The following is a 22,373-nucleotide window of genomic DNA, read 5'->3' as shown; positions in this document are numbered from 1 at the left end:
CCGTGCAGCTTAGAGCATCTCCCCGGAAACTGGGCCGAAGTGGCAGCAGCCTTCTCGCCTGGCAGAGCAGCAGGCCGGCCAGTTCGTATCCTGGCTCCAGCACCCCAAAACACATGGGTTAGACTGGCTGTCATGCCTACGGCGGAACTCCACGCCTTTCTGTTCGCGCACCCTGCGGCCCACTCGCTCTCACCGGCCCTGCACTGCGCCGCGCTGGAGGCGGTGGGCTGGAGTGGCAGCTACCGGGCCGAAGACGTGCCCCCCGCCGCGCTGCCGGCCCGCTTGCAGGCCCTGCGGGCACAGGCGGCGGCCGGCGCCCTGACCGGAGCCAACCTCAGCCTGCCGCACAAAGTGGCGGCCATTCCCCTGCTGGACGGCCTGACGCCAGCGGCTACGGCGGTCGGTGCGGTCAATACCGTGTTCTGGGAGGAAGGCCGCCTGCTGGGCGACAACACCGACGCTCCCGGCCTGCAGGCCGCGCTACTGGACGCCGGCTACGCCCCCGCGCCAGAAAAGCGAGCTGGGCAGCGCGCCGTGCTGCTGGGGGCCGGGGGAGCCGCCCGCGCGGCGCTGTGGGTGCTGCGCGAGTGGGGCGTGCCCACCCTGATTCTGAACCGCACCCCGGAGCGGGCCGCTGCTCTGGCCGCCGAGTGGGCCCAGGAGGGCTGCGCCGTCGAGGGTTACACAGTGGAGGGCTGGACAGTGGAGGCGGCGTCACCGCAGGCGGCGTCACCGCAGGCGGTGAACTGGGCCGAGGTGGGCCTGATTCTCAACGCCAGCAGTGCCGGTCTGGATCGCCCGGACGAAACCCCGTTGCCACTGACCCCGCCGCAGTGGCAGCAGCTGCCGCCCGGTGCTCTGGTCTACGACATGGTGTACCGCCCCGAGCACACCCGGCTACGGCGGGACGCGGCGGCGCAGGGCGTGCGGACCGCAGGCGGCCTGGGGATGCTGGCCCACCAGGCGGCGCTGGCCTTTGCCCGCTGGACGGGGCAGGCGGTGGACCCTGGAGTGCTGCTGGCAGCGGCCCACCGGGAGCTGGGTAGGCCGGCGGAACCGGGTGCGGAGGCCCAGGCATGACCGCCGGCACGCCGCCTCCCAGCCGCCGCCCCGCTTTCCTGCAGATTTCGCTGGCGACCCAGCTGCTGATTCTGATTGTGCTGGTCACGCTGATTTCGGCGGTGGCGGTCCATACCTACGTGCGCCAGCAGCAGCTGACCGAGACGCAGAATCAGCTGGACCTACACGCCAAGGTGCTGACCGACCGTCTGTCCGACTACGAGACGCTGCTGCTGTCCACCTACTCTTTCCTGTACGCCGACAAGCAGCCCGGCACCGATATCAGCACCTTTACCACCGGCCTGCATCTGGAGCAGTATTTCCCCAGCGTGCACGAGCTGAACATCCTGCGGTTCAGTGGTGGCCGCCTGGCCCAGCCTCCGCGCCAACTCGGGCCGGTGACGTTCGGCCCGCAGGCGGGGCAGATGATTCAGCAAACCGTCAATGCGGCTGTCCGGAGCGGCACCACCGGCCTTACGGCGCCGTTCAGCGCTCAGAGCCGCTCACCGCTGGGCGAGGAGTACCACTCCCTGTTGGTCGTCAAGCCCTGCGCGGTCTTGCCCACCACTGGGAAGGCGCCCTGTGCCCTGTACGCTCTGGTCAACGTCGAGCAGCTGCTGGAGGAAGTCAAGCAGCTCTCGCCGGTATCGACCACCCAGGTGAAGATTCTGATGGACGGCCGCCCGCTGAGCCCGGAGCCGCGTGAGCAGAGCGGCCTCCTGGCCCTGATAGGGCAGCCGGTGGCGCTGAACACCGGCGCCAGCGGCGACCTGCTGCAGACCACCGTGCCGCGTCTGGGCCACGACTGGACGCTGCAGGTGCGGGTGCCGCAGCTTTCGGCGCGGGACCCGTCCAGCCTCTTGGCACCGCTGGTGGTCATGATGGGGCTGCTGGCCGGCCTGCTCACGCACCGGCTGGTCAGTGATCAGCTGCGGCTCAACCGCCGTTTGCAGCAGGCCAACCTCGACCTGGGCGCCTCCCAGAGCTTTCTGGAGCAGTCGCGGGCCGATTTCTCGGCCATTTTCCAGGCGATGGACGGCGGAGCCGCCTTTACCACCCCCGACGGGTTCGTGCGGATGATGAACCGCCGTTACCTGGACCTGCTGGGCCTGGAATTCCGGGGGCTGGCCGGCGCCCACATCGACCAGGTGCGTGAGCAGACGGTGGTGGATGAGCCGGGCAACCGCCACGCGCTGTTCTCGGACGAATCCCCCGAAGAGTACAGCGGGGTGGTGCGCCGCTTGCACGGCCCCGGCGGCCAGACCTTTTGGGGAGAGATGAGCCGTATCCGCGTGATGGGGCAGGGGCAGGAGCTGCTGGGCTATCTGCACGTGCTGCGCGACGTGAGCGAGGCTCTCGAAAGCCAGCAGCGCCTGCGTGACCAGGAGCAGCAGTCGCGGGCAGCGCTTGACGGGGTGCCGCATGTGCTGTGGCTGTCCAACCGCCGCGGCCGGCTGACCTACGCCAACCAGCAGTTCCGCGACCTGCTGAGCGGGCCGGTGGTGCGCGGGCAGGTGCACCCTGAGGACCTGGCCGCCTACGACGACCTGTGGGAAGTGGCCTACACCAGCGGTCAGCAGCAGGAAGCCGACCTGCGCCTGGCCCTGCGGACGCCCGAAGCCGCGTTTCTGCACGGGCAGCAGCCTTCGGCGCCGGCGCCCGGCTGGCGCTGGGTCTCGCTCAAGGTGGCGCCGCTGCATACCATCAGCGGTGAGGTCAACGAGTGGATTGCCGTGGCCACCGATGTCCACGCCCGCCTGATGGCCGAGCAGCTGGCCCTGGCCGAGCAGGACCACTACCGCATGGTGCTGAGCGGCATGCCGCAGCTGGTCTGGACAGTGGACGCCGACTGGAACGTGACCTATGTGAACGGGCGCTGGTACGACCTGCAGCCTGGCCTGCCCGCTCCAGTGGACCTGGACGACCTGGCGCTGCCGGTTCATCCAGACGACCTGGACCGGTTCTACCAGGCGGTGGCTGAGGCGCGGAGCATGTCCCGCCCGCTGGAGGTCGAAGTGCAGATGGTGGGCCCCGAGGGACATTACCGCACCTACGTGGTGCGCGCCGTGCCGCTGCTGGGTGCCGGCGACGACGTGGTGGAGTGGGTCGGGACCACCACCGACGTGGACGACCAGGTGCGTGCCGAGTTCCGCGCCCGCCTGATGGTCCAGATTTCGGACGCCCTGTCGCATTCGCCGCTGGCCCAGGGCAACGAGCTGCTGATTCAGCGCCGCAGTTACCAGCACGCCGTGGAGCTGATGGCCGCTTCGCTGGGGGCTGCCGTGGCCCTGTGGCGCACCGACCCGCTGCCCTCTGAGCCTGGGAGCGAGATGGAGACGGACGGCGCGCCAGCGCAGCCGCAGTACCAGATTCACTGGATGGGCCAGAGCTTCAAGGAGGACTACCAGCTCACGCCCGAGATGATGCAGACCATCGAGGAGCTGGTGCGCAGTGCGGCCGCCCGACAGGAAGCTTTCGTGGACCGCGATTCGTCGCTGCTCCAGGCGCTGGGCACGGCGGAGTTTCTCTCGCTTCCGCTGCGGGGCCACGACGGCAGCCTGCGCGGCATGCTGGGGCTGGCCTTCCCGCGCCCGATCCACTCCTATGACTTCGAGCTGGCCGAGCAGGTGGCTCAGCGCTTCGCCCTGGCCCTGGACAACGATGTGCTGCGCCAGCGGGCCTCGCTGGCCCAGGAAGAGCTGCAGCAGCTCAACCGCTCGCTGGAGCAGCGCGTGCGCGAACGCACCCAGGAGCTGGGCGAAGCCAACCGCGAGCTGGAAGCGTTCAGCTACTCGGTCAGCCATGACCTGCGCACGCCGCTGCGGCACATGACCGGCTTCGGGGAGCTGCTGCGCAAGAAGCTCCAGGCCGAGAACGAAGACCTGTCTCAGCAGGCCGAGCGTTACCTGAATGTGATTCTGGATTCGGGCCAGCGCATGGGCCACCTGATTGACGACCTGCTGGAATTCTCCCGCACCGGCCGCGCCGAACTGCGCCAGCAGCGGGTGGACCTCGGCGCACTGGTGACCGGTGTGTGGGCGGAGTTGCAGCCCGACCGCGAGGGCCACAGCGTGGCGCTGCAGCTGGAGCCGCTGCCCACCGTCTACGGCGACGAGCGGCTGCTGGCACAGGTCTTTACCAACCTGCTGGGCAACGCGCTGAAATACTCGCGTACCCGCGAGGAGGTCCTGATTCGGGTGGACAGCGTGCCAGACGGTGAGGAGATGGCTGAAATCCGGGTTCACGACAACGGCGTGGGCTTTGACCCCCGCTATACCGATAAACTGTTTGGTGTGTTTCAGCGACTCCACAACAGCGACGAATTCGAGGGCACCGGCATCGGCCTGGCCAATGTGCGGCGGATTATCCAGCGACACGGGGGCCGGGTCTCGGCGCACGGAGAGCCGGGCGTGGGTGCCACCTTCAGTGTGACTCTTCCCCTGCAGCCCCGCCCGGAACTGCCGGCCGGCACCGAAACGGACGCCCGGATATGACCCAGCCTGACGAACGCGTGCTGCGGCTGCTGCACCTGGAAGACAACGACCTCGACCATGAGCTGGTGATCGAATCGCTGCGCACCGACTTGCCCTGGCAGCTGGAAGTGCGCCGCGCCGAAGACGAGGCGAGCTTCCTGCACGAGCTGCAGACTTTCTCGCCCCACCTGATTCTCAGCGACTACGCGCTGCCCAGTTACGACGGCCTGCGGGCTTTTCGGGCAGCCGAGGCGCATGACCCTTTCCTGCCTTTCCTGATTGTCACCGGCGCGATGGGCGAGGAAATCGCGGTGGACACGCTGCGCCAGGGCGTGACCGACTACATTCTCAAGCAGCGGCTGGAGCGGCTGGCGCCCAGTGTGCGCCGCGCCATCGCGGAATATGACGCCCAGCGCCGCCAGGAAATGGCCGAGCAGGCCGTGCGCGAGCTGAACCTGTCGCTGCAGCAGCGCCTGGAGGAAGTGGAGCGGCTGCGCGGCGTGGCCGAGGCGCAGCGTCAGCGGCTGGAGGTGCAGGCGCAGCAGCTGTCCGAGGCGCTCACCATGCAGCAGACTTTCCTGGCCGAAACCAGCCACGAGCTGCGGACGCCCCTCACGGCGCTGCTGGGCTACCTGCACCGCCAGGAGCGCGAGAAGGGGCCTTCGCAGACCCTCTCGGACGCCCGGCGGGTGGCCGAGAACATGACCCGGCTGGTCAATGACCTGCTGCAAATCTCGCGGGGCGAGCTGGTGCAGGACATCGAAATGCACTTCGTGAATCTGGACCGGCTGGTGGAGCAGGTGGGCCGCGATTTCCAGGTGCAGGCGCGGTTGCTGGACCGGCCGCTGGAAGTGCTGGGCGACCCTGGCCGGCTGACCCAGGTGCTGGTGAACCTGGTGGGCAACGCGGTGCGGGTGTGCGGCACGCCCGACAAGGTGACGCTGGAAGCCCGCCGCAGCGAGGGGTTTGCCGAGGTGCACATCATCGACCAGGGTCCCGGCGTTCCCGATGAGATCAAGCCGCGCATCTTCGACAAGTTCTACCGGGGCAAGGAAGCCGGCTCGGCGGGGCTGGGCCTGACCATCGCTCAACAGGTCATCATAGGTCACGACGGTCAGATTGACGTGGTGGACACGCCCGGCGGTGGAGCCACCTTCCGGGTGCGCCTGCCCCTCCTGGAAGAAGAGGACGAGGTCTGGGACGCCGGCGAACTGGCTCAGACCGACCTGCTGGAGTAGCGGGGCTGAGCCGGGTGGGGGTGGCCGTGGAGCTGCCCTCAGTGGAAGCCTGGGTGCTGCGCCCAGCCGGCCTGCTCCGGTTCTCCGGATACGGCCAGCAGGAGCGGGCCTGCTGAAAGGGCTGGGCCTTCTCCGGGGGCGGGGGGCTGTCTGAACAGGCGGCCGCTGGGACAGCCACCGCGCCCAGGAAAAAGCCGGAGTGAAAAAGTCACGCGCAGTGCGCTCTGGTCTCAGCAGCCAGCAGCGCGGCGTAGGTATAGCGGCGGCAAACCCACACTGGCTGTATCAGCCGCGCCTTTCCAGCTCGGCTCCGGCTTCCTCCCATTCCTGGAGCACCGTTTCCAGCTGCTGTTCCAGCGCATGTGCCGTGCGGCCCAGCTCGGCAAAGTCGGCGTCTGGGGCAGCCTGCGCCAGGGCCAGCCCGGCGGCCTCCACTTCGGCTTCCAGCCGCTCGATGTCGGCCTCCAGCGCCTGGACACGCTTGCCGAGCTGGTAGGTGTTGACCTCCGCAAAGCGGCCCTGGGAAGCAGCAGCCGCTGCCGGGGCTGGGCTGGACGTGGCCGGGCTGGGTGTGGCCGAGTTGGGCGTGGCCGGGCCAGTGGGGGCCGGGGCTGCTGCGGCGCGGCGGGCGGCGTGCTGGTCGCGGTAATCCTCCCAGCCGGGGTAGCGGTAGAACTCCCCGTCTTCCACCAGCCACACCTGGTCGGCCAGTGCCTCGATAAAGGCTCGGTCGTGGCTCACCATCAGCAGGGTGCCGCCGTAGCCGGCCAGGGCGTCCTCCAGTGCCTCGACCATTTCCATGTCCAGGTGGTTGGTGGGCTCGTCCATCACCAGAAAGTTGTGGTCCTCCTGCGCCAGCCGCAGCAGCGCCAGCCGTGCCCGCTCGCCGCCCGACAGAATCCGGGTGGGCTTGTCGTGCTGTTCGTAGGGAAACAGAAACGTGCCCAGCAGCGTGTGGGCTTCGGTGTCTTTCTGGGTGTACTGGCGGGCCACGTCGAACAGCGTCCTATCCGGGTCCACGCCGCGCAGTTGCTGGTCGTAGTAGCCCACGCTGACGCGGGCGCCGGTCAGGGTGCGGCCCTGGGGGTCGTCGGAAGGGTCCAGCCCCAGCAGGGTGCGCAGCAGGGTGGTTTTACCGGCCCCGTTGCGGCCGATGATGGCGACCCGTTCCCCCCGGCGCAGCTGTACCCGCACCCCTTCAAACAAGGTGCGCTCGCCCATGCGTCGGGTCAGCCCCTGCGCGTCCAGCACCACTTCGCCGCTTTCGGGCGCGTGGAACGTGATGGAGGTGGTGCGCTGCTCGGGCGGGGGCGCACTCACCGAAGCTGCGGCCATGCGGTCCACGCGGGCCTGCATGGCTTTGGCCCGCCGCGCCAGCTTGGACATGCCCAGGCCCCACACCTTCATGCGGTCGGCGCTGGCCTGCAGGTCGGCCACGGCCTTTTGCTGCTGCGCGTACTGGGCGGCCTGCTGCTGCAGGTCCTGCTCCAGCGCCGTGCGGAAGCGGGTGTAGCCGCCGGGATAGCGCCTGAGAAGGCCGCCGCGCAGGTAAGCGGTTTCGGTGGTCACGGCGTCCAGAAAGGCCCGGTCGTGGCTGATGGCCAGCACCGCGCCTGGGTAGCGGCCCAAAAAGGTTTCCAGCCACTCCCCCATCACGATGTCCAGGTGGTTGGTGGGCTCGTCCAGCAGCAGCACGTCCGGGTTCTCGACCAGCAGCGCGGCCAGGCCCAGGCGGGTGCGTTCGCCGCCCGACAGCCCCGCGACTTCCTCGTGCTCGCGGCCCCGGAAGCCGAACGCCAGCGCGGCCGCCTCTTTGCGGCTGCGGCGCTGAAATCCACCCCGGCGCCCGAACGCTTCCAGCAGTTCCTCGTGGCGCAGGATGCTGGCCTCGCTGCCGTCGGTCATGGCGGCGGCGGCTTGGTTCAGTTCGGCTTCCAGGGCGTCCAGGTCGCGGAAAGCTGCTTCCAGCACCCCATCTACCGTGCTGCCCGGCGCAAAGCTGGGGTCCTGGCTCAGGCTGCGGACCCGCACGCCTGGGGCCCGCAGCACCTCGCCGCCGTCGGGCAGGACCTCGCCGGTCAGCAGCCGCAGCAGGGTAGACTTGCCGGCCCCATTGCGGCCCACCAGCCCGATGCGGTCACCGGCGTGCAGCGCAAAATCGATGCCTTCCAGCACGCGGTGGGGTCCGTAGTATTTCTCGGCGTTTTTCAGGGCAACCAGCACGCGGGGCAGTATAGCGGGCGGCCTGGCGGGAGCCCGGAACCGGGGGGGCAGGCCGCTGAAAATGACCATGAGCAAATGGAATAGAGCTGGAACAGCCTCTCATGAGGCCAAGGTCATGGATTCGTATGACGGGGAGGATACACTGGGCCGCATGTGGAAAGTCGCTGCCCGACCTGCTTTGTTGCTTCTGCTGACCCTGAGCCTGGGAACGGCTCAGGCCCAGCTGCAGGTGCAGCAGGTGTACGGCAGCGCCGAGGGGCAGAGGGCCGGCGGACTGTGGAGCCCGCTGCAAGCCGGTCCACTGCAGGCCCAGCGGGTCCGTACCGGCGCCGGGCGGCTGGAACTGCGCTGGGGCGGCGGCACCGCCCTGCTGAACAGCGCGGTCCAGGCTCAGGTCAACGGGGGCAAGTTGCAGGTCATGGCTGGGCAGGCCTATGTGACCGGGCCAGTGCAGCTGTACGTGCGGGGATACCATCTCAACGTGCCGGCCGGCGGCGCGGCCCGTGTGGACCTGCTGCCCCGCAGTGCGCGGATTGCCGCGCTGCGCGGCACCGCCCGGGTGGCTTTCGGTTCCCGCACGGTGAACGTGGCGGCCGGCAGCCAGTTCTCGCTGAGCGCAGCACGTACCTCGGCCTACCAGGAGAGTGACCCCTGGTACCTGTCGCGCATCACCGGGCGCGGTGACGCGGTGATCGAGGCGCTCCGGGGGCAGGTGTCCGTGGGGCAGGGGCAGCTGCGCCCGGCCGGCGTGGGGCAGTCGCTGGCGGAGGGACAGCGGCTGCGCACCGGCCGCAATTCCTGGGCTGAGCTGGGCTTTACCGGCGGGGGCTACCTGCGGCTTCAGGCCGACAGTGAGCTGCAGGTGACGGCCGTGCAGACCTCCACCCGTGGGCGCGAGGTCTGGCTGCAGCTGAACCGGGGCAGCGCCTGGAACGTGGTCGCCAAGGGGCAGGGCGGCTACCGCCTGACCACGCCGGTTATCAGTACGGCGGTGCGCGGTACGGTTTACCGCGTGGACGCAGGCGGCCTGGTCAAGGTGTTTGAGGGCGAGGTGGAGGCCGGTGCAGCGGCGGTGCAGGGTGGACAGCAACTCCGGGGTGAGCACCTGGAAGTCCTGCAACCCGACGCCCAGGACGCCCTGAATCTGTCGCTGGACGAACTGCGTGCCCAGCCGATTGGCCTGCGCGACCTGACCGTGCCGGGCGAGACTGAGCTGGCCGTGCAGGCGGCTCCCCTCAGTGAAGTGTGGCTGGAAGCCCGCGCCGAGGACGGGGTGCTGTGGGCTTGGCCGCTGCGTCCGCAGGCAGAAGTGGCCGTGGACGGCGAGGGCCGGCCGCTGAGCCTGAACCCTGTCACCTACACGCTGTCGCCGGTGGGCCGCCAGCAGCTGGCCGCACTGCCGGCTGGCCGCTACACCTTCCGGGTGGCGGCGCGGCGTTACGACCAACGTCAGGAGCTGTCGCCGGCGCTGCCTGCCTCGGTTTTGCCCGCCCCTGCACCGTCTGTACCTGTACCGTCTGTCCCCGGCCCTGTGGAGAACCGCGACTAGATGGCGCCGTACCGTGCCCGTTCCCGGCCCTGGTGGTCGGCCCCTGGCCGCCATTCCAGCTGGCCCTACCTGCTGCTGACCAGCCTGGTGCTCGGTGGCGCTGTGGGGGTGGCCTGGCCGTACAATCCGGCCGCCTGGAGCCTCGCCGGGCAGGTGTTCCCGCGCTCCGAGCCTCAGGCCGTACTGGTGGATATTGACCCGGTCAGTCTGGCCGACTACGGCCCCCTGAACACCTGGACGCCCGCGGTGTACCGCGCCGCCGCTGAGCAGTTGCAGCAGGCCGGGGCGCGGGCCATCGGGGTGGACGTGCTGCTGGACCCCGCCCGCCCGGGGGCGGCGGAGCTGAATCAGGTCTTCAGTCAGGCCGGGGTCGTGCTGGCCGCTTGGCCGGGCGACCCGCTGACCCCACCGGCCGCTGTGGCAGACCGTCCGGTCCGGTCCGGTGTCAGTGCGCTGGACCGTGACTCGCTGGGCATGACCTACGCTTTCCGCACCGGCTACCGCACGGCGCAGGGCGAGCTGCTGCCCACGCTGGCCTGGCAACTGGCCCGCGCTGCCGGCGCCCAGGTGCCGCTGGACACCCGCCCCCGCTTTCTGCACCGTTTCAGCCCTGCGGTGGTGGACACCCGGCTCAGCTTCCGTGACGTGGCGACAGGGAGTTTCCGCTACGCCGATGTGCAGGACAAGGTGGTGGTGATCGGTCAGGCTTCGCCGGACCCGGCGCGGCCCACCGGCAGCGAACTGCAGGCCCGCGCCGTGGCCAGCTTGCTGGTCCCGCCCTACCTGTCCTTTCCTGTTTGGGCGGCGGCTCTGATGGCCGCGCTGGTGGCGGGACTGAGTTTTATCCTGAACCGCTCCTGGGGCCTGCTGATTGCCCTGCTGATGCCGCTGCTGCTGCTGGCGCTGTGGCGGGCTGGTGTGGCGTTTCCGGGCCTGACACTCGCCACGGCGGCGCTGGTGGGTCTGGCCCTGGCCGCCGCAGAGGACCTGCTCGCCCGGCGCGGTGTCCGGCTGCACTCCACCCTGGGCGAACAGGTGCTGGGTACCCGCGCCGGCCTGTCGCAGGCAGTGGAAACCCTACTGAGCGCCCCGAGCCGCGGACAGGCCTACCTGTTCCTGATTCGCCTGGAAGGCTACGCCACGCTGGAAGAACGCTTCGGGCACGAGTGGGCCGAAGAAGGCGTGGACCAGGGCCTGCGCCGGCTCAGGGACCTGGGGCCGCAGGTGCCCAATCTGGAAGGTTTCGGCTTCCGCTGGGAGCGCGACGAGCTGGTCTTTATTGTGGACCCGGTGCACTCGGACGTGGAGGCACGTGACATTGCCGCTTACTTCGCCTTTACCCTGAACGGGGTGTCGCTGCGGGGCCAGTCGCTGCGGCCCTCGGCCGGTTACGCCTGCGTGCAGGCCCTGCCCGGCACGCCGCTGGACGAGGTCAGCGCCCAGTCCCTGATTGAGGCGGCCCGCCAGACCCTGCTGCCGGCCCCACTGGCTTGGACCTGAGCCCGCCGCCTCCTTTCCCTGCGGCTACACGGCAGCTGCACGTCAAAAAAGACCAGCCCCGGCCTTTGCTGGCGGGGCTGGCGGAGTGGGGCCGGGGGACTGCTCAGGCTTCGACTTCGGCTTCCTCGGCCGGGCTGGCAGGCACGTCGGCCTCCGCATCGCGGGCAGGAGCGGCGTCGGTCTGGTTGCCAGCCCGGATGGCGTTCAGCACGCGGGCACGGATTTCATCTTCCAGTTCAGGGCGCTCGGCGATGTACTGCATGGCTTTTTCCTTGCCCTGGCCGATGCGGTCGTCGCCGTACGAGTAAAAAGAACCGGCCTTCTTGATGATGTCCATATCGCTGGCCAGCGTGACCAGGTCGTTCAGCTGGTCGAAGCCCTTGCCGTAGACCAGTGCCAGTTCCACTTCCTTGAACGGTGCGGCGACCTTGTTCTTGACCGTCTTCACCTTGACGGTGTTGGCGACGGCGTCGTTGCCCACCTTGATCGGCTGACCGATTTTGCGCACGTCCAGGCGCACGCTGGAGTAGAACTTCAGGGCGCGGCCGCCGGTGGTGGTTTCGGGGTTGCCGTACATCACGCCGATCTTCTCGCGCACCTGGTTGATGAAGATGGCGGCGGTGCCGGTCTTGGACAGGATGGAAGTCAGCTTGCGCAGCGCCTGGCTCATCAAGCGGGCCTGCAGGCCGGGCAGCGAGTCGCCCATGTCACCTTCGATTTCGGCCTTGGGGGTCAGGGCGGCCACCGAGTCCACCACCACGATATCCATCGCGCCGCTTCTGACCAGCAGCTCCATGATTTCCAGGGCCTGCTCGCCGTTGTCGGGCTGCGACACCAGCAGTTCGTCGGTGTTCACACCCAGCGCGCGGGCGTACACCGGGTCCAGGGCGTGCTCGGCGTCAATAAAGGCTGCGGTGCCGCCCGCCTTCTGGGCCTGCGCGATGATGCTCAGGGCCAGGGTGGTCTTGCCGCCCGACTCGGGGCCGTAAATCTCGGTGACGCGGCCACGCGGCACGCCGCCCACACCCAGCGCCAGGTCCAGGCTCATGGAGCCGGTGGAAATGGTCTGCACGTCCAGCTTGCTCTCGGCGCCCAGCTTCATGATGGAGCCCTTGCCGAACTGCTTTTCAATCTGGCTCAGGGCGGTGTCGATGGCTTTCTGGCGCTCTTTGGCGTCGGTAGGCCCGGCAGCGATTTCTTTGGGGTTGGTTTTGCTCATGAGTTCTCCTGTGGCTGCCCGGCAGATTCCGGCAGCTTGGCGGTGGGGTCGGGTGCGGCGTCCCCGGCTGGGGCACCCCGCAACTCAAAGCGGGAAAGGGTCTGGTAGACGGGTCCGGTCTTGCGCAGCACCGATTTCACCAGGCTCACGTGGCCGGCGGTCCAGCCGGTGTCCTCAAAGACGAGCGGCGGCAGGCGGGGGGCGGGGCCTTTTTTGCGGGCCAGGGTCACGTGCGCCTTGAACGCCTTGTCATCGGTGTCCAGGCCCAGCTCGGCCACGCCGGCACGCAGGGCTTCGGCCAGCGGGTCCAGGCCCGCCGCCTCGGCTTTCACGAACCACACCCGTGGGCTGCCCTCGTTGGGAAAGTAGCCAGTGCCGCGTAAGGCGATGTCCAGCGGTCCTGCCGTCTGGGCAGCTTGCACGCCCAGGCGTTTGAGGTCGTCCAGACGGTCTGCCGGCACGCCCGGCAGGTACGCCAGGGTGATGTGCAGCTGCGCGGGCTCCACCCGCCGCCAGTTGCCGCGCAGTTTGCTCTGCGCCTGCGCCAGCTCGGCAGCCACGCTGTCGGGCACCTTGAGGGCGTAAAACAGCCGCAGCCGGCCGCTGCCTGCAGCAGAGGGGCCAGCCGGCCGCCGGCCACGCGAACTGCTCCGCGAACCGGTCACGCGCTGCGCCTGACGGCGGCCGGTGCAGCGGAGAAGACGGAAAGCCGAAAGGGAAGATGTTGTGTAGCGGTTGATTCTGTTCTGGGCATAACAACGCCTCGGAGTATAACCGAAAAGCGAAGTGAGGGCTAGGGGGTGGGGCTGAGCATCTGCCGGCCAGCATGACTGTCTGCGCTGCATTGCCTTTTGATACGGAGTCCGTATTACAAGAGAGCTTGTGCCAGCAGCACTTCTGTTCCTGCCAGTCCCACCGACAGAAACAGGGTAATGTCGTCTGGCTGGCGCGTGACTCCGCCAGTCAAGTACGCGCCCAGCGGCGTGACAGCTTCCCCGGCCAGCACATGGTTCCCTGGGTAGCCCTGCAACTGATTCAGGCTGTCTGTGACCACTTGTGTGGCGCGGCGGGCCAGTTCGGGTGGAAACTCGTGGCGGTGCTCTTCTTTTGGTCCTAGCGTGCAAACGTGGCTGCCAGGCTGCACCCATTCGCTGTGAATTACGGGCACGTTGCTCGTGGTGGCCAGGGTCAGCAGGTCGGACGCCGCGCAGACTTCCTCAGCGGAATGTGCCGCCTGCGCGGGCAACCCGGCGTCCCGTAGTTCGGCCGCCAGTGTCTCCCGGTTTGCTGCCTGACGGCTATACACCAGCACCTGCGTTAGTTCTCTAACGCTGGCCAGCGTGAGCGCATGCTGCCGCGCCTGAACGCCACTCCCAATCAGGCCCAGGCGCGAGGCGTCCGGTCGGGCCAGCACCTGCGTCGCCAGTACGCCTAGCGCTGAGGTGCGGAGGGGGCCCAACTCCGTGCCGATCACCACGCCCGCCACGCGTCCGGAACTGTCCCAGATCACGATCACCTGCTCGTCGAAGGCCGTGTCCCGCGTGTGGTAGGCCCGGAAGCCGAAGATATCTGCCGCGCTGCCTGCTGTGAAAGTCATGTCTGCTGTGTGGAGTCGTGCAGGCGAGGTCAAGTCCCCGCGTTCGGCTGCCAGTACCGCCCCGCGTATTATCTCCACTGCCCTAGCACGCGGAAAAAGCTGGACTTCAGTGTCCGTGAGAATCTTCATGACAGAGATTCCCATTTTTCTCTGGAAACTACGCCCAGTTCCGGGCGCGGCTGCTCTTCCAGCATGGCTATCAACTCCAGAGAGTGCCCGTCCGGGTCCGTGAAGTAAAGGGCGAGAGCAGGCATCCAGGCGAACACCATGGGGTCGTCCGTGCCGTCATTCAGGAAATTTCGGGGCGTCAGGCCACGCTCACGCAGCCAGGCGGGGGCACGCAGCACATCCTGCACGGTGCTGCGAAAAGCGAAGTGCTGACGCTGAATACGCTTTGGTGGCTCCAGCCACAGGCCCAGCATGGCGTCCCCGCGTGTTCCGAGCCAGTAGAAGGCGATGGGCCGCGTCTCATCGCGGTGCGCTAGCTCTAGGTCCAGCACCTCGCCGTAAAAGTGCATGGAGCGCTCCAGATCGGCCACCTTGAGGTGGGTCTCGAATAATCCCGTAATCATGGCAACTCCAGGGTTGGCTGGAAATTCGGCTGCGCCGCGTTGCTGGCGTCCTGATGTTCCCCAACCAAGGTCACAGCATTGGTTTTGTCCAATTTATCTGCTCTGAACTCATGCATGTTTTTTTCTCCTTCTCTCCGGCGTAGGGGTGCGGATGTCCTGCACAGCGATTCGCATGTCACCCAGGTGCAGGGGGCGGTAGCTGAACGCCGGCACATCACGGACAAACAGTTCCAAATGCAAACTCATGACCATTCGGGCCGCGCGGCCCAGGGCTCTACCGTGCCGATAACAAACCGCCGGGCATCCTGCGCTATGGCGTGCCAGACGCCCGCGCTGATTTCCGCGTTAGTCAGCCAGCGGGAACCGTGCGCCGTGACCTGAAAGCCCAGAATGACCTCGCGGTAATCGGTGCCGAGGGCGCGGAAACGCTCCAGCCGGGCAGCGCCGGGACGTGACGGGTCAGCCGCCGCACTTCCTAGAACGTGAAAATATGGGCCAGTGACAGCTTCAGCTACTGCAAATGGTGCTTCAGGGACGATGGAGTGAATCCATATCACGGCCCGGTCAAAGGAACCGCAGGTGGCCAGCGCGGCTTTCAATGCCTCCGAGTTGCGGTAATCCAGCAGGAGGGGGTGCAAGCGGGGATGGCGGATGGCCGGGGCGTGGCGGGAAATGGAATACACCTCATCCCCGCTGTTCAGCAGGTGCTGAATGGTGCCTGACAGCATCCCCGTGCCGCCTACCACCAGTGTTTTTAATCCGGTTATGTTGGACTTGTGGCTGCGCCAGGTCATGCGGGTTGTCCTTTAAGGGTGTGAAGTTCGCTGCCGCTCCAGAAGGTAAATTCACATAGCGTGGACGCGGCGTGATAGTTCACTGGAAAGCGCGGGTGGTAGTTCAGCAGCGCCGAAGTCGGCATCTTGTCAGTCATGCCCCGCACTGTAAAACCTCAAGTAAACTTCAGGTCAAGCCCTGGAGGTAAACATGACTGAATTGACCCCCGCGCAGGTGGCCGAGCGCAGCGGCCTGAAGGTGTCCGCACTGCACTTTTACGAAAAAGAAGGGCTGATTACGGCCACGCGCACGGGCGGGAACCAGCGCCGCTACCCGCGTGACACCCTGCGGCGGCTGGCCTTTATCGGCGCGGCACAGCGGGTGGGGATTTCGCTGGCTGATATCCGCACGGCGCTGGCCACCCTGCCCGAAGGCCGCACGCCCACCGCTGCCGACTGGGAGCGGCTCTCGGCGGCATGGCGCGAAGAACTGAATGCCCGAATTGTCACGCTGGAACGCCTGCGCGACGACCTGAACGGGTGTATTCGCTGCGGCTGCCTGAGCCTGGAAAGTTGCCGCCTCTACAACCCAGGCGACGAGTACGGGCGTATGGGGCCGGGTGCCAACCGGCTGACAGGGTCGCCGCGTGCTGGTCAGTAAGCCTACGCTCTGGCAACCCAGGCCGCAGTCGCTGCCGGCCAGCGCGGGCTAGACTGAGGCAGTGAGCACCGAGCCGACCCCCCAGCACAGCCTTTCTCGCGCTCGTTCTATGTTTGTTGTCCTACACGTCCCCGGGGCGTCGCTGTGAGCGCCATCTACCAGCGCGCCCGTCCCATCCACTGGGATGAAGTGGTGGGCCAGGAGCACATCAAAGGTGTGCTGAAGACCGCTCTGGAGCAGGGGCGTGTGGGCCACGCTTATTTGTTCAGCGGGCCGCGCGGCGTGGGCAAGACCACCACCGCCCGCCTCATTGCCATGACCGCCAACTGCACCGGGCCGCAGCCCAAGCCCTGCGGCGAGTGCGAGAACTGCCGCGCCGTGCGGGCCGGGTCGCACCCCGACGTGCTGGAAATTGACGCGGCCTCCAACAACTCAGTAGAGGACGTGCGCGAGCTGCGCGAGAAAGTGGGCCTGGCGCCCATGCGCGGCGGCAAAAAAATCTACATCCTCGACGAGGCGCACATGATGTCCCGCGCCGCCTTTAACGCGCTGCTCAAGACGCTGGAAGAGCCGCCCGAGCACGTTATTTTTATTCTGGCGACCACCGAGCCGGAGAAAATCATTCCCACCATCCTCTCGCGCTGCCAGCACTACCGCTTTCGCCGCCTGACCGCCGAGGAGATTGCCGGCAAGCTGGCCGGGCTGGCCGAGGGAGAGGGCGTGAGCGCCGAACCCGAAGCGCTGGGCCTGATTGGCCGCCTGGCTGACGGCGCCATGCGCGACGGTGAAAGCCTGCTGGAACGGATGCTGGCCGCCGGCACCGCTGTGACCCGGCGCAGTGTGGAAGAGGCGCTGGGCCTGCCCCCCGGCGAACAGATGCGGGCGCTGGCCGGAGCGCTGGCGCAGGGAGACGCCGGGCCAGCGCTGAGCAGCGCGGGCGAGCTGTACCGCGCCGGGTTCGCGGCCCGCACGGTGGTGGAAGGGCTGGTAGAGGCACTGTCGCAGGCCATTCACGCTGAGCTGGGTGTGCTGGAGGGTGCCGAAGCTCAGGCCGCCCGGCTGGACGGCGCCGACGTGCCCCGGCTGCTGCGGTTGCAAGCGGCGCTGGACGAGCAGGAAGCGCGCTTTTCCCGCGCTGCCGACCTGCTCAGTCTGGAACTGGCACTGACCCACGCGCTGCTGGCTGCAGACGGTGGGGCGGACGGCAGCGCAGGTGGGGGAGCTGCTGCAGCCCGTGCCGCTGCGCCAGCGGCTTCCCCGGCGGTGAGCAGCGACCTGGCCGCCCGGCTGAGCCGGCTAGAACGCGAGCTGGCCGCGCTGCGAGCGGGGGAAAGTGCGGTGGCGCCGGCTGCAGCGGCCCCGGCAGGTCCGGCCGTGGACGACTTCGACCCCGGCCAGCGCCGCCGCACCCCGGCTCCGGTGGGTGCCCGCCCCGCCCCGCAGGTGGCCGCCCCGGCAAACGGCACCTGGGCCGACGTGCTGGGGATGGTCAGCATGCAGACCCGCGCCTTTCTCAAGCCGGCCCGCATGCACGCCGAAGCCGGCTATGTCAGCCTCAGTTACGACGCCAAAGGCAGTTTTCATGCCAGGCAAATCATGACCAAGCTGGACGAGCTGACCCCTCTGCTGGAGCGGGTCTTCGGCCCGGTCACGCTGGAGCTCATCACGGCCGATGGCAGTGGTGGGCGCAAGATTCCGGTAGGGGGTGGGCAGGCGGCAGCGGCCCGCACGGCTCCTGCCGCCCCGACCCCGCCATCAGGGCAGGACGACCTGACACCGCCTGAAATGGCGCGGGATGAAGTGGTGCAGGCAGCACAGGGTTCTGCCTCCCCGCCTGCCCCGACTGACCGGAAGCCTGCGGCCGCTGCAGTGGACGAGTTCGACCCTCTGGCCCGCCGCGCTGCGCCGGCCCGCCGGGAAGCCCCGCCACAGGGCCGGCCGGCGGAATCGGCGGAGTCGGCCAGCCGGCCTCGGGCGGAGACACGGGAGATACAGGAGCCCCAGACGGCTCCCGCAGCGGCCGCTGCCCGCCTGCGTCCTGCTCCTCCGCCGACCCCCGACGATATGGCCGAAGCTCCGCTGCCGGGACAGGCCCCACCCTGGCAGGACGACCCGGCCGAGGAACCCCCGCTGCCGGCCGGAGTGGCCGAGCACACCCCCGAAACCCCGGCCGAGACAGCCACCCGCGAACTGTACCTGGGCGAGCCGGTCACCGAAGAACCCGCCTGGGAGGACTTCGGACCGCCGAGCGAACGTGCTGCGGCGCCTGCTCCTTCCAGGCTGCAGCCGTCCGGGCCGCAGGAGGCGGCACCCGTGGCAGGTGGTCAGCCGGGGGGAGCCAAGCGGGGTGAACCCGCTGCCTCGCCCGCGCCGCAACGCCCGGCCGCGCCACAGCGACCGGCTGCCGCAACCCAGGCCGCCGGTTCGCCGGCTGGCGGCGCTCCTATCCGCGATATCCGCGCCCACCCCATGTACGAGGACATTCGTGGCCGTTTTGCCGGCCAGGTGCGCGAAATTGGCAAGAACCGCACGCCGCCTGCGGCCGCCGCCGAGGAGGACACTGGCGAGGACGAGTGATTGGAGCGCGGGAACCTTAGACTGTGCCCATGCCGGCTCCTTCCTTCTCTGACCCCCGGCGGGCCTGGGCCTACCGCCCCGCCGACCCGCTGCCCGGAGTGCCGGGCGGCCCCCTTGCGGGGCTGACCTTTTCCGTCAAGGACCTGTTTGGGGTGGCCGGCTGGCCGCTGAGCGCCAGCACCCGCGCCCTGTTGCCGGAGGTGGCGCCCAGTCCGCTGGTCACGCACCTGCTGCAGCTGGGAGCCAGCGCCGCCGGCAAGACCCACCTGCACGAAATCGCTATGGGTATCCTGGGTGCCAACGCCTTTGGCGGCACCGAGCATCCCTTCCTGCCGGGCCACGTCACGGGGGGCAGCAGCTCCGGCGCGGCAGTCACTGCGGCGCTGGAACAGGTCGATTTCGCGCTGGGCACCGATACCGGCGGCTCTATCCGCATTCCGGCAGCGTGGTGCGGCCTCTACGGTTACAAGCCCACCAAGGACCACCCGGCCTGGCCCACAGCCGGCGTGCTGCCGCTGAGCCCCACCTGTGACCACGCTGGCCCGCTGGCCCGTGAGTTCGGGACCATCATGCGCGTGCATGAAGCCCTGAGCGGCGAAACGGTGCCGCCGCAGGATTGGGCCGGGTTGCGGGTGGGGGTGTGGCACCCACAAGGCTGGCTGGGTGCGGACGCGCAGCAGGCCCTAAGCGGCATGGCGCAGCGACTGGAACAGCTGGGCGCGGTGTTGCAGCCGGTCACCCTGCCCGACATGTTGGACGCTTACAGTCCCATCGTGGGCCACGAGGCGGCGCAGGTTCACGCGGCGGCTCTGGCCCAGGCCGACCCCGGCTTCAGCCCCGAGATTCTGGAGAAGCTGCGCGCTGGTCAGGCGCTGGGCCCTGCAGAGATGCAGGCCGCCTACGCCCGCCGAGAGGAGTACCGCACGCTGCTGGCCGGCGTGTTCAGCAGCTGTGACCTGCTTCTGGCTCCCGCCGTGCCTTGCTGCCCGCCCCGCATCGGTGTAGAAGAGGTGGCGCTGGCAGGTGGCCCGGCCAATATCCGGCCTGCCGTGCTGCGGCTGACTGCGCCTTTTTCGATGCTGGGCTCTCCGGCAGTGGCCGTGCCCTCGGCGGTGGACTGGCTGGGCGTGCAGCTGGTGGCCCCCTGGGGCGAGGACGCCCGCCTGCTGGGGCTGGTGCGCGAGCTGGCCGGATGAAGCGGTGGCCTTGCCTCGGGGCCCAGTATCGCCTCGACGGCACGGCTCCCTGAATCCGTATGCGAAGGGTTGTACGTGCATCATAGACGTGTGACCAGTCACCCAGCCGAACAGCGACAACTCGGGCCCCACCAGCCCATCACCTTGCAGGCGCACACCACGCAGCAGGCACGGCTACTTCTCTCTGAGGGGTATGTCACGGTACTGTCTGCGCTGCTGGATACCCCACGTGGCGCTTCGGAGGTGGCGCAGGTCGCTGGGCTCCCACTCAAGGCCGCCCATTACCGCCTTACTCGACTGGAACGTGCAGGGCTGACTCATGTGGTGGGACAGCGCGGCCGGGGTGGTCGGCCTATCAAGCTTTACCGTGCAGCGGCGCAGAGGTATCACGTCCCTATGCACCTGACCAGCGCTGCCGATGGAGAAGAATGGATCAGTACCTTACTGGGCCCACTTCATTTGCAGACCTATCAGGCGGTAGGGCAGCATTTCTGCAACTCCGCTCTGGAAATAGTCGTTGAAAGAACCTTAGCCGGCCACTTGGCCCATAATCTGAGACCTATGTCTGCGCCCCCAGCGTCAGAACCGGCAACTTATGGAGCGCTGATGCAGTGGGCAAGATTCACCTCACGCCTGAAGTGGCCGCAGAGTACGAGCGCCGGCTGCGTGAACTTCAGCGCTGGGCCACCCAGCAGGCCGTCAGATCAGCACCAGAAGCAGACGGACGGCGGCCTTACCTGTTCACTCTAGGGCTTCTTCCCGCTGAAAGATAAGCCCACTCGGCCGGCCTTCATATCCCAAGTTCCGTGCGGTTCAGGAGCCTTGCCCAGACCGCAGCTCCCAACAAACAAAGGCTGCCTGAACTGGCAAAAACAGTCTGGATGCTCAATCTGTCGGCAACGGGCGCAAGTGCCAGTAGGGTCAGCGGCATCCCAACCATGCTGACCGTGCTGATGAGGCTGCCTACCCGCCCGAAGTAGTCTGGGTTCACGTAGCGCTGAAATATCACTCCGGTGCCGAAGTTGCCCAGGGCGATGGCGATACCCAGCAGCGCCGCCAAAACATACATCTGCAGAGCAGTTCCTGTAAGGGCCAGTGTCAGGAGGCAAAGCCCTACGGCGGCCATGCCCCACACCGAAGCGGCCTGAGCTTTCAGCTTCGGCCCCAGCGCGGTTGCCAGCAGGCTTCCCGCTGCCATACCGCCCAGCAAAAGGCCAAAAAACAGACCGAATCCCCGTTCACCTGCCCCCAAAGCCAGCATTTTTCCTGGCAGTAACATTTCAACTGGGGCAAATGAGGCATTGAGCAGAAAGGATACCGCTGGCAGACCGACCAGCAGAGTGCGTCCCCGGACGTACTGTAGCCCTTCGCGAAATGTTTGCCAGACTGTCTCGCCGGCCGCTCTTGGAGCGCGGGTTGGAAACTGGACCAGAAGGAGCAGTGCCGCAAAGAGCAGGAAGCTAAAGCCGTCCAGCAAGCCTGCGCCCGTCCCAGTGACGCGACCAGCACGCCGCCCCCTGCGTAGCCAAGCATCGTCATGAGTTGACTGCTTCCTTGTATCAGACCAGTGGCTCGCTCCAGATGCTCGGCGGGCACCAGCCGTGCCACCATCCCCTGAGTGGCTGGCATATAGAAGGCTCCAATCAGACCCGTGAGGAAAGAGGCCAAGTAGATATGGGTCAGCGGGACCTCGCCGCGTAGGGCCAGCAGGCCGACGCTGATTTGCAGGAGGCCACGCAGCAGGTTCCCTAGGATAAGTGGAGGTTTGAGTGGCAAGCGGTCTACTACGGCGCCCATGAAGGGTTGGAGTAATGCTGGAAGTAGGCCCAGCGCGAGATTGAGGCCCATTGCTCCTGCGCTGCCGGTCTGGTGCAATACCAGGAAACTGGTGGCAATACTGGCCAGCGCCGTACCGAAAGCACTCTGGGCGCTGCCAAGCCACCACAGCACAAAGTTCTTGTTCCAAAGTCGCGTGGACCTGAGCTGAGGTGTGGTCATGCCCCCAGGTTGCGGCGCCGGCTACTCTACTCGGAAGGTCCTCCTGGGAAGTAGCGCCAGCATAGCGGGAGTCGGTTTGTATGTCTGTCGCTTGCCTTCAGTCTGGCTTTGACCTTTCGGACAGATTGACCGCAGAGGCGGCAAAGGCAGCTCCTCCTGCCACGCTGCTGCGGTTGCGTTCACTACACGTTCAGCCACCTGTGCCCATATCCTGCGCCACTCAGCGCTTGGCAGTTCGCCCCCAGGCCCAGGCCAGCGTATGGGCCGTGACCAGAGCTGCCGGAAACAGGGCCACGGAACTGGCAGGTGGCGGCGGCACTTCTGCACGGTCCAGGGCACGTTCGCTCAGCAGCGTGGCGGGCAGGACCAGGCCAGCGGCGGTCCAGACCCCCGGCGTTTTGCGGCCCAGCGCGGCAGTGGCCCCGATATGCCACAGGGCGTGGGCCAGGTTGGCCCGCACGGCGGCGCGGAACAGGGGATGCCGCCCGCCGCTGACCATCCCCACGCCGGCCAGGACCACCATCAGGCCGCCCATCACCTTGACACCACGGCTCATGTGGTCCTGAGCGGCTTGCCTGGTGAACGGGACCGGCACTGGCGGCTAGAAGGTTTGCAGGTCGCGCAGCTCCTCGGCGTCGTGGACGACCCAGGTCAGCAGCAGAGCCAGCGGGTAAATGGGGTGCAGCCTGGCGGGCCTGCCCAGGGCAGACCCAGCTTCACAGCTCCTTTTCGGCATTC

Annotated in this window: 19 protein-coding genes and 1 pseudogene; 8 read left to right on the top strand and 12 right to left on the bottom strand. The window is 67.7% G+C overall.

Annotation, left to right across the window (positions count from 1 at the left end; all coding sequences use genetic code 11):
• Positions 1–132 precede the first annotated feature (132 nt).
• From DEIPR_RS05385 to DEIPR_RS05375, 3 genes are read left to right on the top strand one after another with little or no spacing between them, the layout of a single operon-like run.
• Positions 133–1,080 (top strand): shikimate dehydrogenase, encoded by a 948-nt coding sequence (locus tag DEIPR_RS05385; protein ID WP_013614824.1) that lies wholly within the window; start codon positions 133–135, stop codon positions 1,078–1,080.
• Entirely contained in the window at positions 1,077–4,553 is a 3,477-nt protein-coding gene (locus tag DEIPR_RS05380) for an ATP-binding protein (protein ID WP_013614823.1), read from the top strand. The genes DEIPR_RS05385 and DEIPR_RS05380 overlap by 4 nt, the downstream gene beginning before the upstream one ends.
• A complete protein-coding gene (locus DEIPR_RS05375; protein ID WP_013614822.1) occupies positions 4,550–5,770 on the top strand; it encodes a hybrid sensor histidine kinase/response regulator in 1,221 nt (406 codons plus the stop codon). Before DEIPR_RS05380 ends, DEIPR_RS05375 begins: the two co-directional genes overlap by 4 nt.
• Positions 5,771–6,055: 285 nt before the next feature.
• Here DEIPR_RS05375 and abc-f read toward each other — a convergent pair whose 3' ends face one another.
• The gene (gene abc-f / locus DEIPR_RS05370; protein WP_041221962.1) at positions 6,056–7,993 is read right to left on the bottom strand and encodes a ribosomal protection-like ABC-F family protein; all 1,938 of its coding nucleotides are present in this window, start codon (positions 7,991–7,993) and stop codon (positions 6,056–6,058) included.
• Between the two features lie 151 nt (positions 7,994–8,144).
• On the opposite strand from abc-f, the gene DEIPR_RS05365 reads away from it, so the two are divergent.
• Together DEIPR_RS05365 and DEIPR_RS05360 are read left to right on the top strand one after the other, a co-directional pair.
• Positions 8,145–9,542: a FecR family protein gene (locus DEIPR_RS05365; protein ID WP_049775080.1), complete on the top strand. Its 1,398-nt coding sequence runs from the start codon at positions 8,145–8,147 to the stop codon at positions 9,540–9,542.
• A complete protein-coding gene (locus DEIPR_RS05360) occupies positions 9,543–11,042 on the top strand; it encodes a CHASE2 domain-containing protein (protein ID WP_013614819.1) in 1,500 nt (499 codons plus the stop codon).
• A gap of 103 nt (positions 11,043–11,145) precedes the next feature.
• Here DEIPR_RS05360 and recA read toward each other — a convergent pair whose 3' ends face one another.
• From recA to DEIPR_RS14155, 7 genes are all read right to left on the bottom strand, one after another.
• The gene (gene recA, locus DEIPR_RS05355; protein ID WP_013614818.1) at positions 11,146–12,261 is read right to left on the bottom strand and encodes a recombinase RecA; all 1,116 of its coding nucleotides are present in this window, start codon (positions 12,259–12,261) and stop codon (positions 11,146–11,148) included.
• Complete coding sequence (gene thpR / locus DEIPR_RS05350; protein ID WP_013614817.1) at positions 12,258–12,926, bottom strand: RNA 2',3'-cyclic phosphodiesterase; 669 nt, start codon at positions 12,924–12,926, stop codon at positions 12,258–12,260. Before thpR ends, recA begins: the two co-directional genes overlap by 4 nt.
• Positions 12,927–13,129: 203 nt before the next feature.
• The gene (locus DEIPR_RS05345) at positions 13,130–13,858 is read right to left on the bottom strand and encodes an ornithine cyclodeaminase family protein (protein WP_049775079.1); all 729 of its coding nucleotides are present in this window, start codon (positions 13,856–13,858) and stop codon (positions 13,130–13,132) included.
• 125 nt (positions 13,859–13,983) lie between these two features.
• Entirely contained in the window at positions 13,984–14,430 is a 447-nt protein-coding gene (locus DEIPR_RS05340) for a VOC family protein (protein ID WP_013614815.1), read from the bottom strand.
• Between the two features lie 108 nt (positions 14,431–14,538).
• Positions 14,539–14,676, bottom strand: coding sequence for a hypothetical protein (locus tag DEIPR_RS14160; protein WP_013614813.1), 138 nt, complete (start codon positions 14,674–14,676; stop codon positions 14,539–14,541).
• Positions 14,673–15,224: a Rossmann-fold NAD(P)-binding domain-containing protein gene (locus DEIPR_RS05335; protein WP_013614812.1), complete on the bottom strand. Its 552-nt coding sequence runs from the start codon at positions 15,222–15,224 to the stop codon at positions 14,673–14,675. Before DEIPR_RS05335 ends, DEIPR_RS14160 begins: the two co-directional genes overlap by 4 nt.
• Positions 15,221–15,361, bottom strand: a complete 141-nt coding sequence (locus DEIPR_RS14155; protein ID WP_169310674.1) for a hypothetical protein — start codon at positions 15,359–15,361, stop codon at positions 15,221–15,223. The genes DEIPR_RS05335 and DEIPR_RS14155 overlap by 4 nt, the downstream gene beginning before the upstream one ends.
• A 53-nt stretch (positions 15,362–15,414) precedes the next feature.
• Between DEIPR_RS14155 and soxR the strand changes: the two genes are divergently transcribed.
• From soxR to DEIPR_RS05320, 3 genes are all read left to right on the top strand, one after another.
• Complete coding sequence (gene soxR / locus DEIPR_RS05330) at positions 15,415–15,864, top strand: redox-sensitive transcriptional activator SoxR (RefSeq protein ID WP_013614811.1); 450 nt, start codon at positions 15,415–15,417, stop codon at positions 15,862–15,864.
• Positions 15,865–16,008: 144 nt separating this feature from the next.
• Positions 16,009–18,441: a DNA polymerase III subunit gamma/tau gene (gene dnaX / locus DEIPR_RS05325; RefSeq protein ID WP_013614810.1), complete on the top strand. Its 2,433-nt coding sequence runs from the start codon at positions 16,009–16,011 to the stop codon at positions 18,439–18,441.
• A gap of 29 nt (positions 18,442–18,470) precedes the next feature.
• Entirely contained in the window at positions 18,471–19,637 is a 1,167-nt protein-coding gene (locus tag DEIPR_RS05320) for an amidase (protein WP_013614809.1), read from the top strand.
• Between the two features lie 790 nt (positions 19,638–20,427).
• On the opposite strand, the gene DEIPR_RS14575 is transcribed toward DEIPR_RS05320, so the two are convergent.
• The 4 genes and pseudogenes from DEIPR_RS14575 to DEIPR_RS14730 form a co-directional block, all read right to left on the bottom strand.
• Positions 20,428–21,114 carry an MFS transporter gene (locus DEIPR_RS14575; protein WP_245532750.1) on the bottom strand — a complete coding sequence of 229 codons (687 nt, stop codon included), beginning with the start codon at positions 21,112–21,114 and terminating at the stop codon, positions 20,428–20,430.
• 50 nt (positions 21,115–21,164) lie between these two features.
• Positions 21,165–21,635, bottom strand: a pseudogene (locus DEIPR_RS14570) (MFS transporter); the annotation flags it as partial.
• A gap of 220 nt (positions 21,636–21,855) precedes the next feature.
• Positions 21,856–22,191 carry an HXXEE domain-containing protein gene (locus DEIPR_RS05305; RefSeq protein WP_013614808.1) on the bottom strand — a complete coding sequence of 112 codons (336 nt, stop codon included), beginning with the start codon at positions 22,189–22,191 and terminating at the stop codon, positions 21,856–21,858.
• A 45-nt stretch (positions 22,192–22,236) separates the two neighbouring features.
• Positions 22,237–22,371 (bottom strand): hypothetical protein, encoded by a 135-nt coding sequence (locus tag DEIPR_RS14730; RefSeq protein ID WP_013614807.1) that lies wholly within the window; start codon positions 22,369–22,371, stop codon positions 22,237–22,239.
• Between the last annotated feature and the right edge of the window lie 2 nt (positions 22,372–22,373).

The organism is Deinococcus proteolyticus MRP, assembly GCF_000190555.1.
GTDB lineage: Bacteria > Deinococcota > Deinococci > Deinococcales > Deinococcaceae > Deinococcus > Deinococcus proteolyticus.
This window is presented reverse-complemented; position numbering and strand designations above follow the sequence as displayed.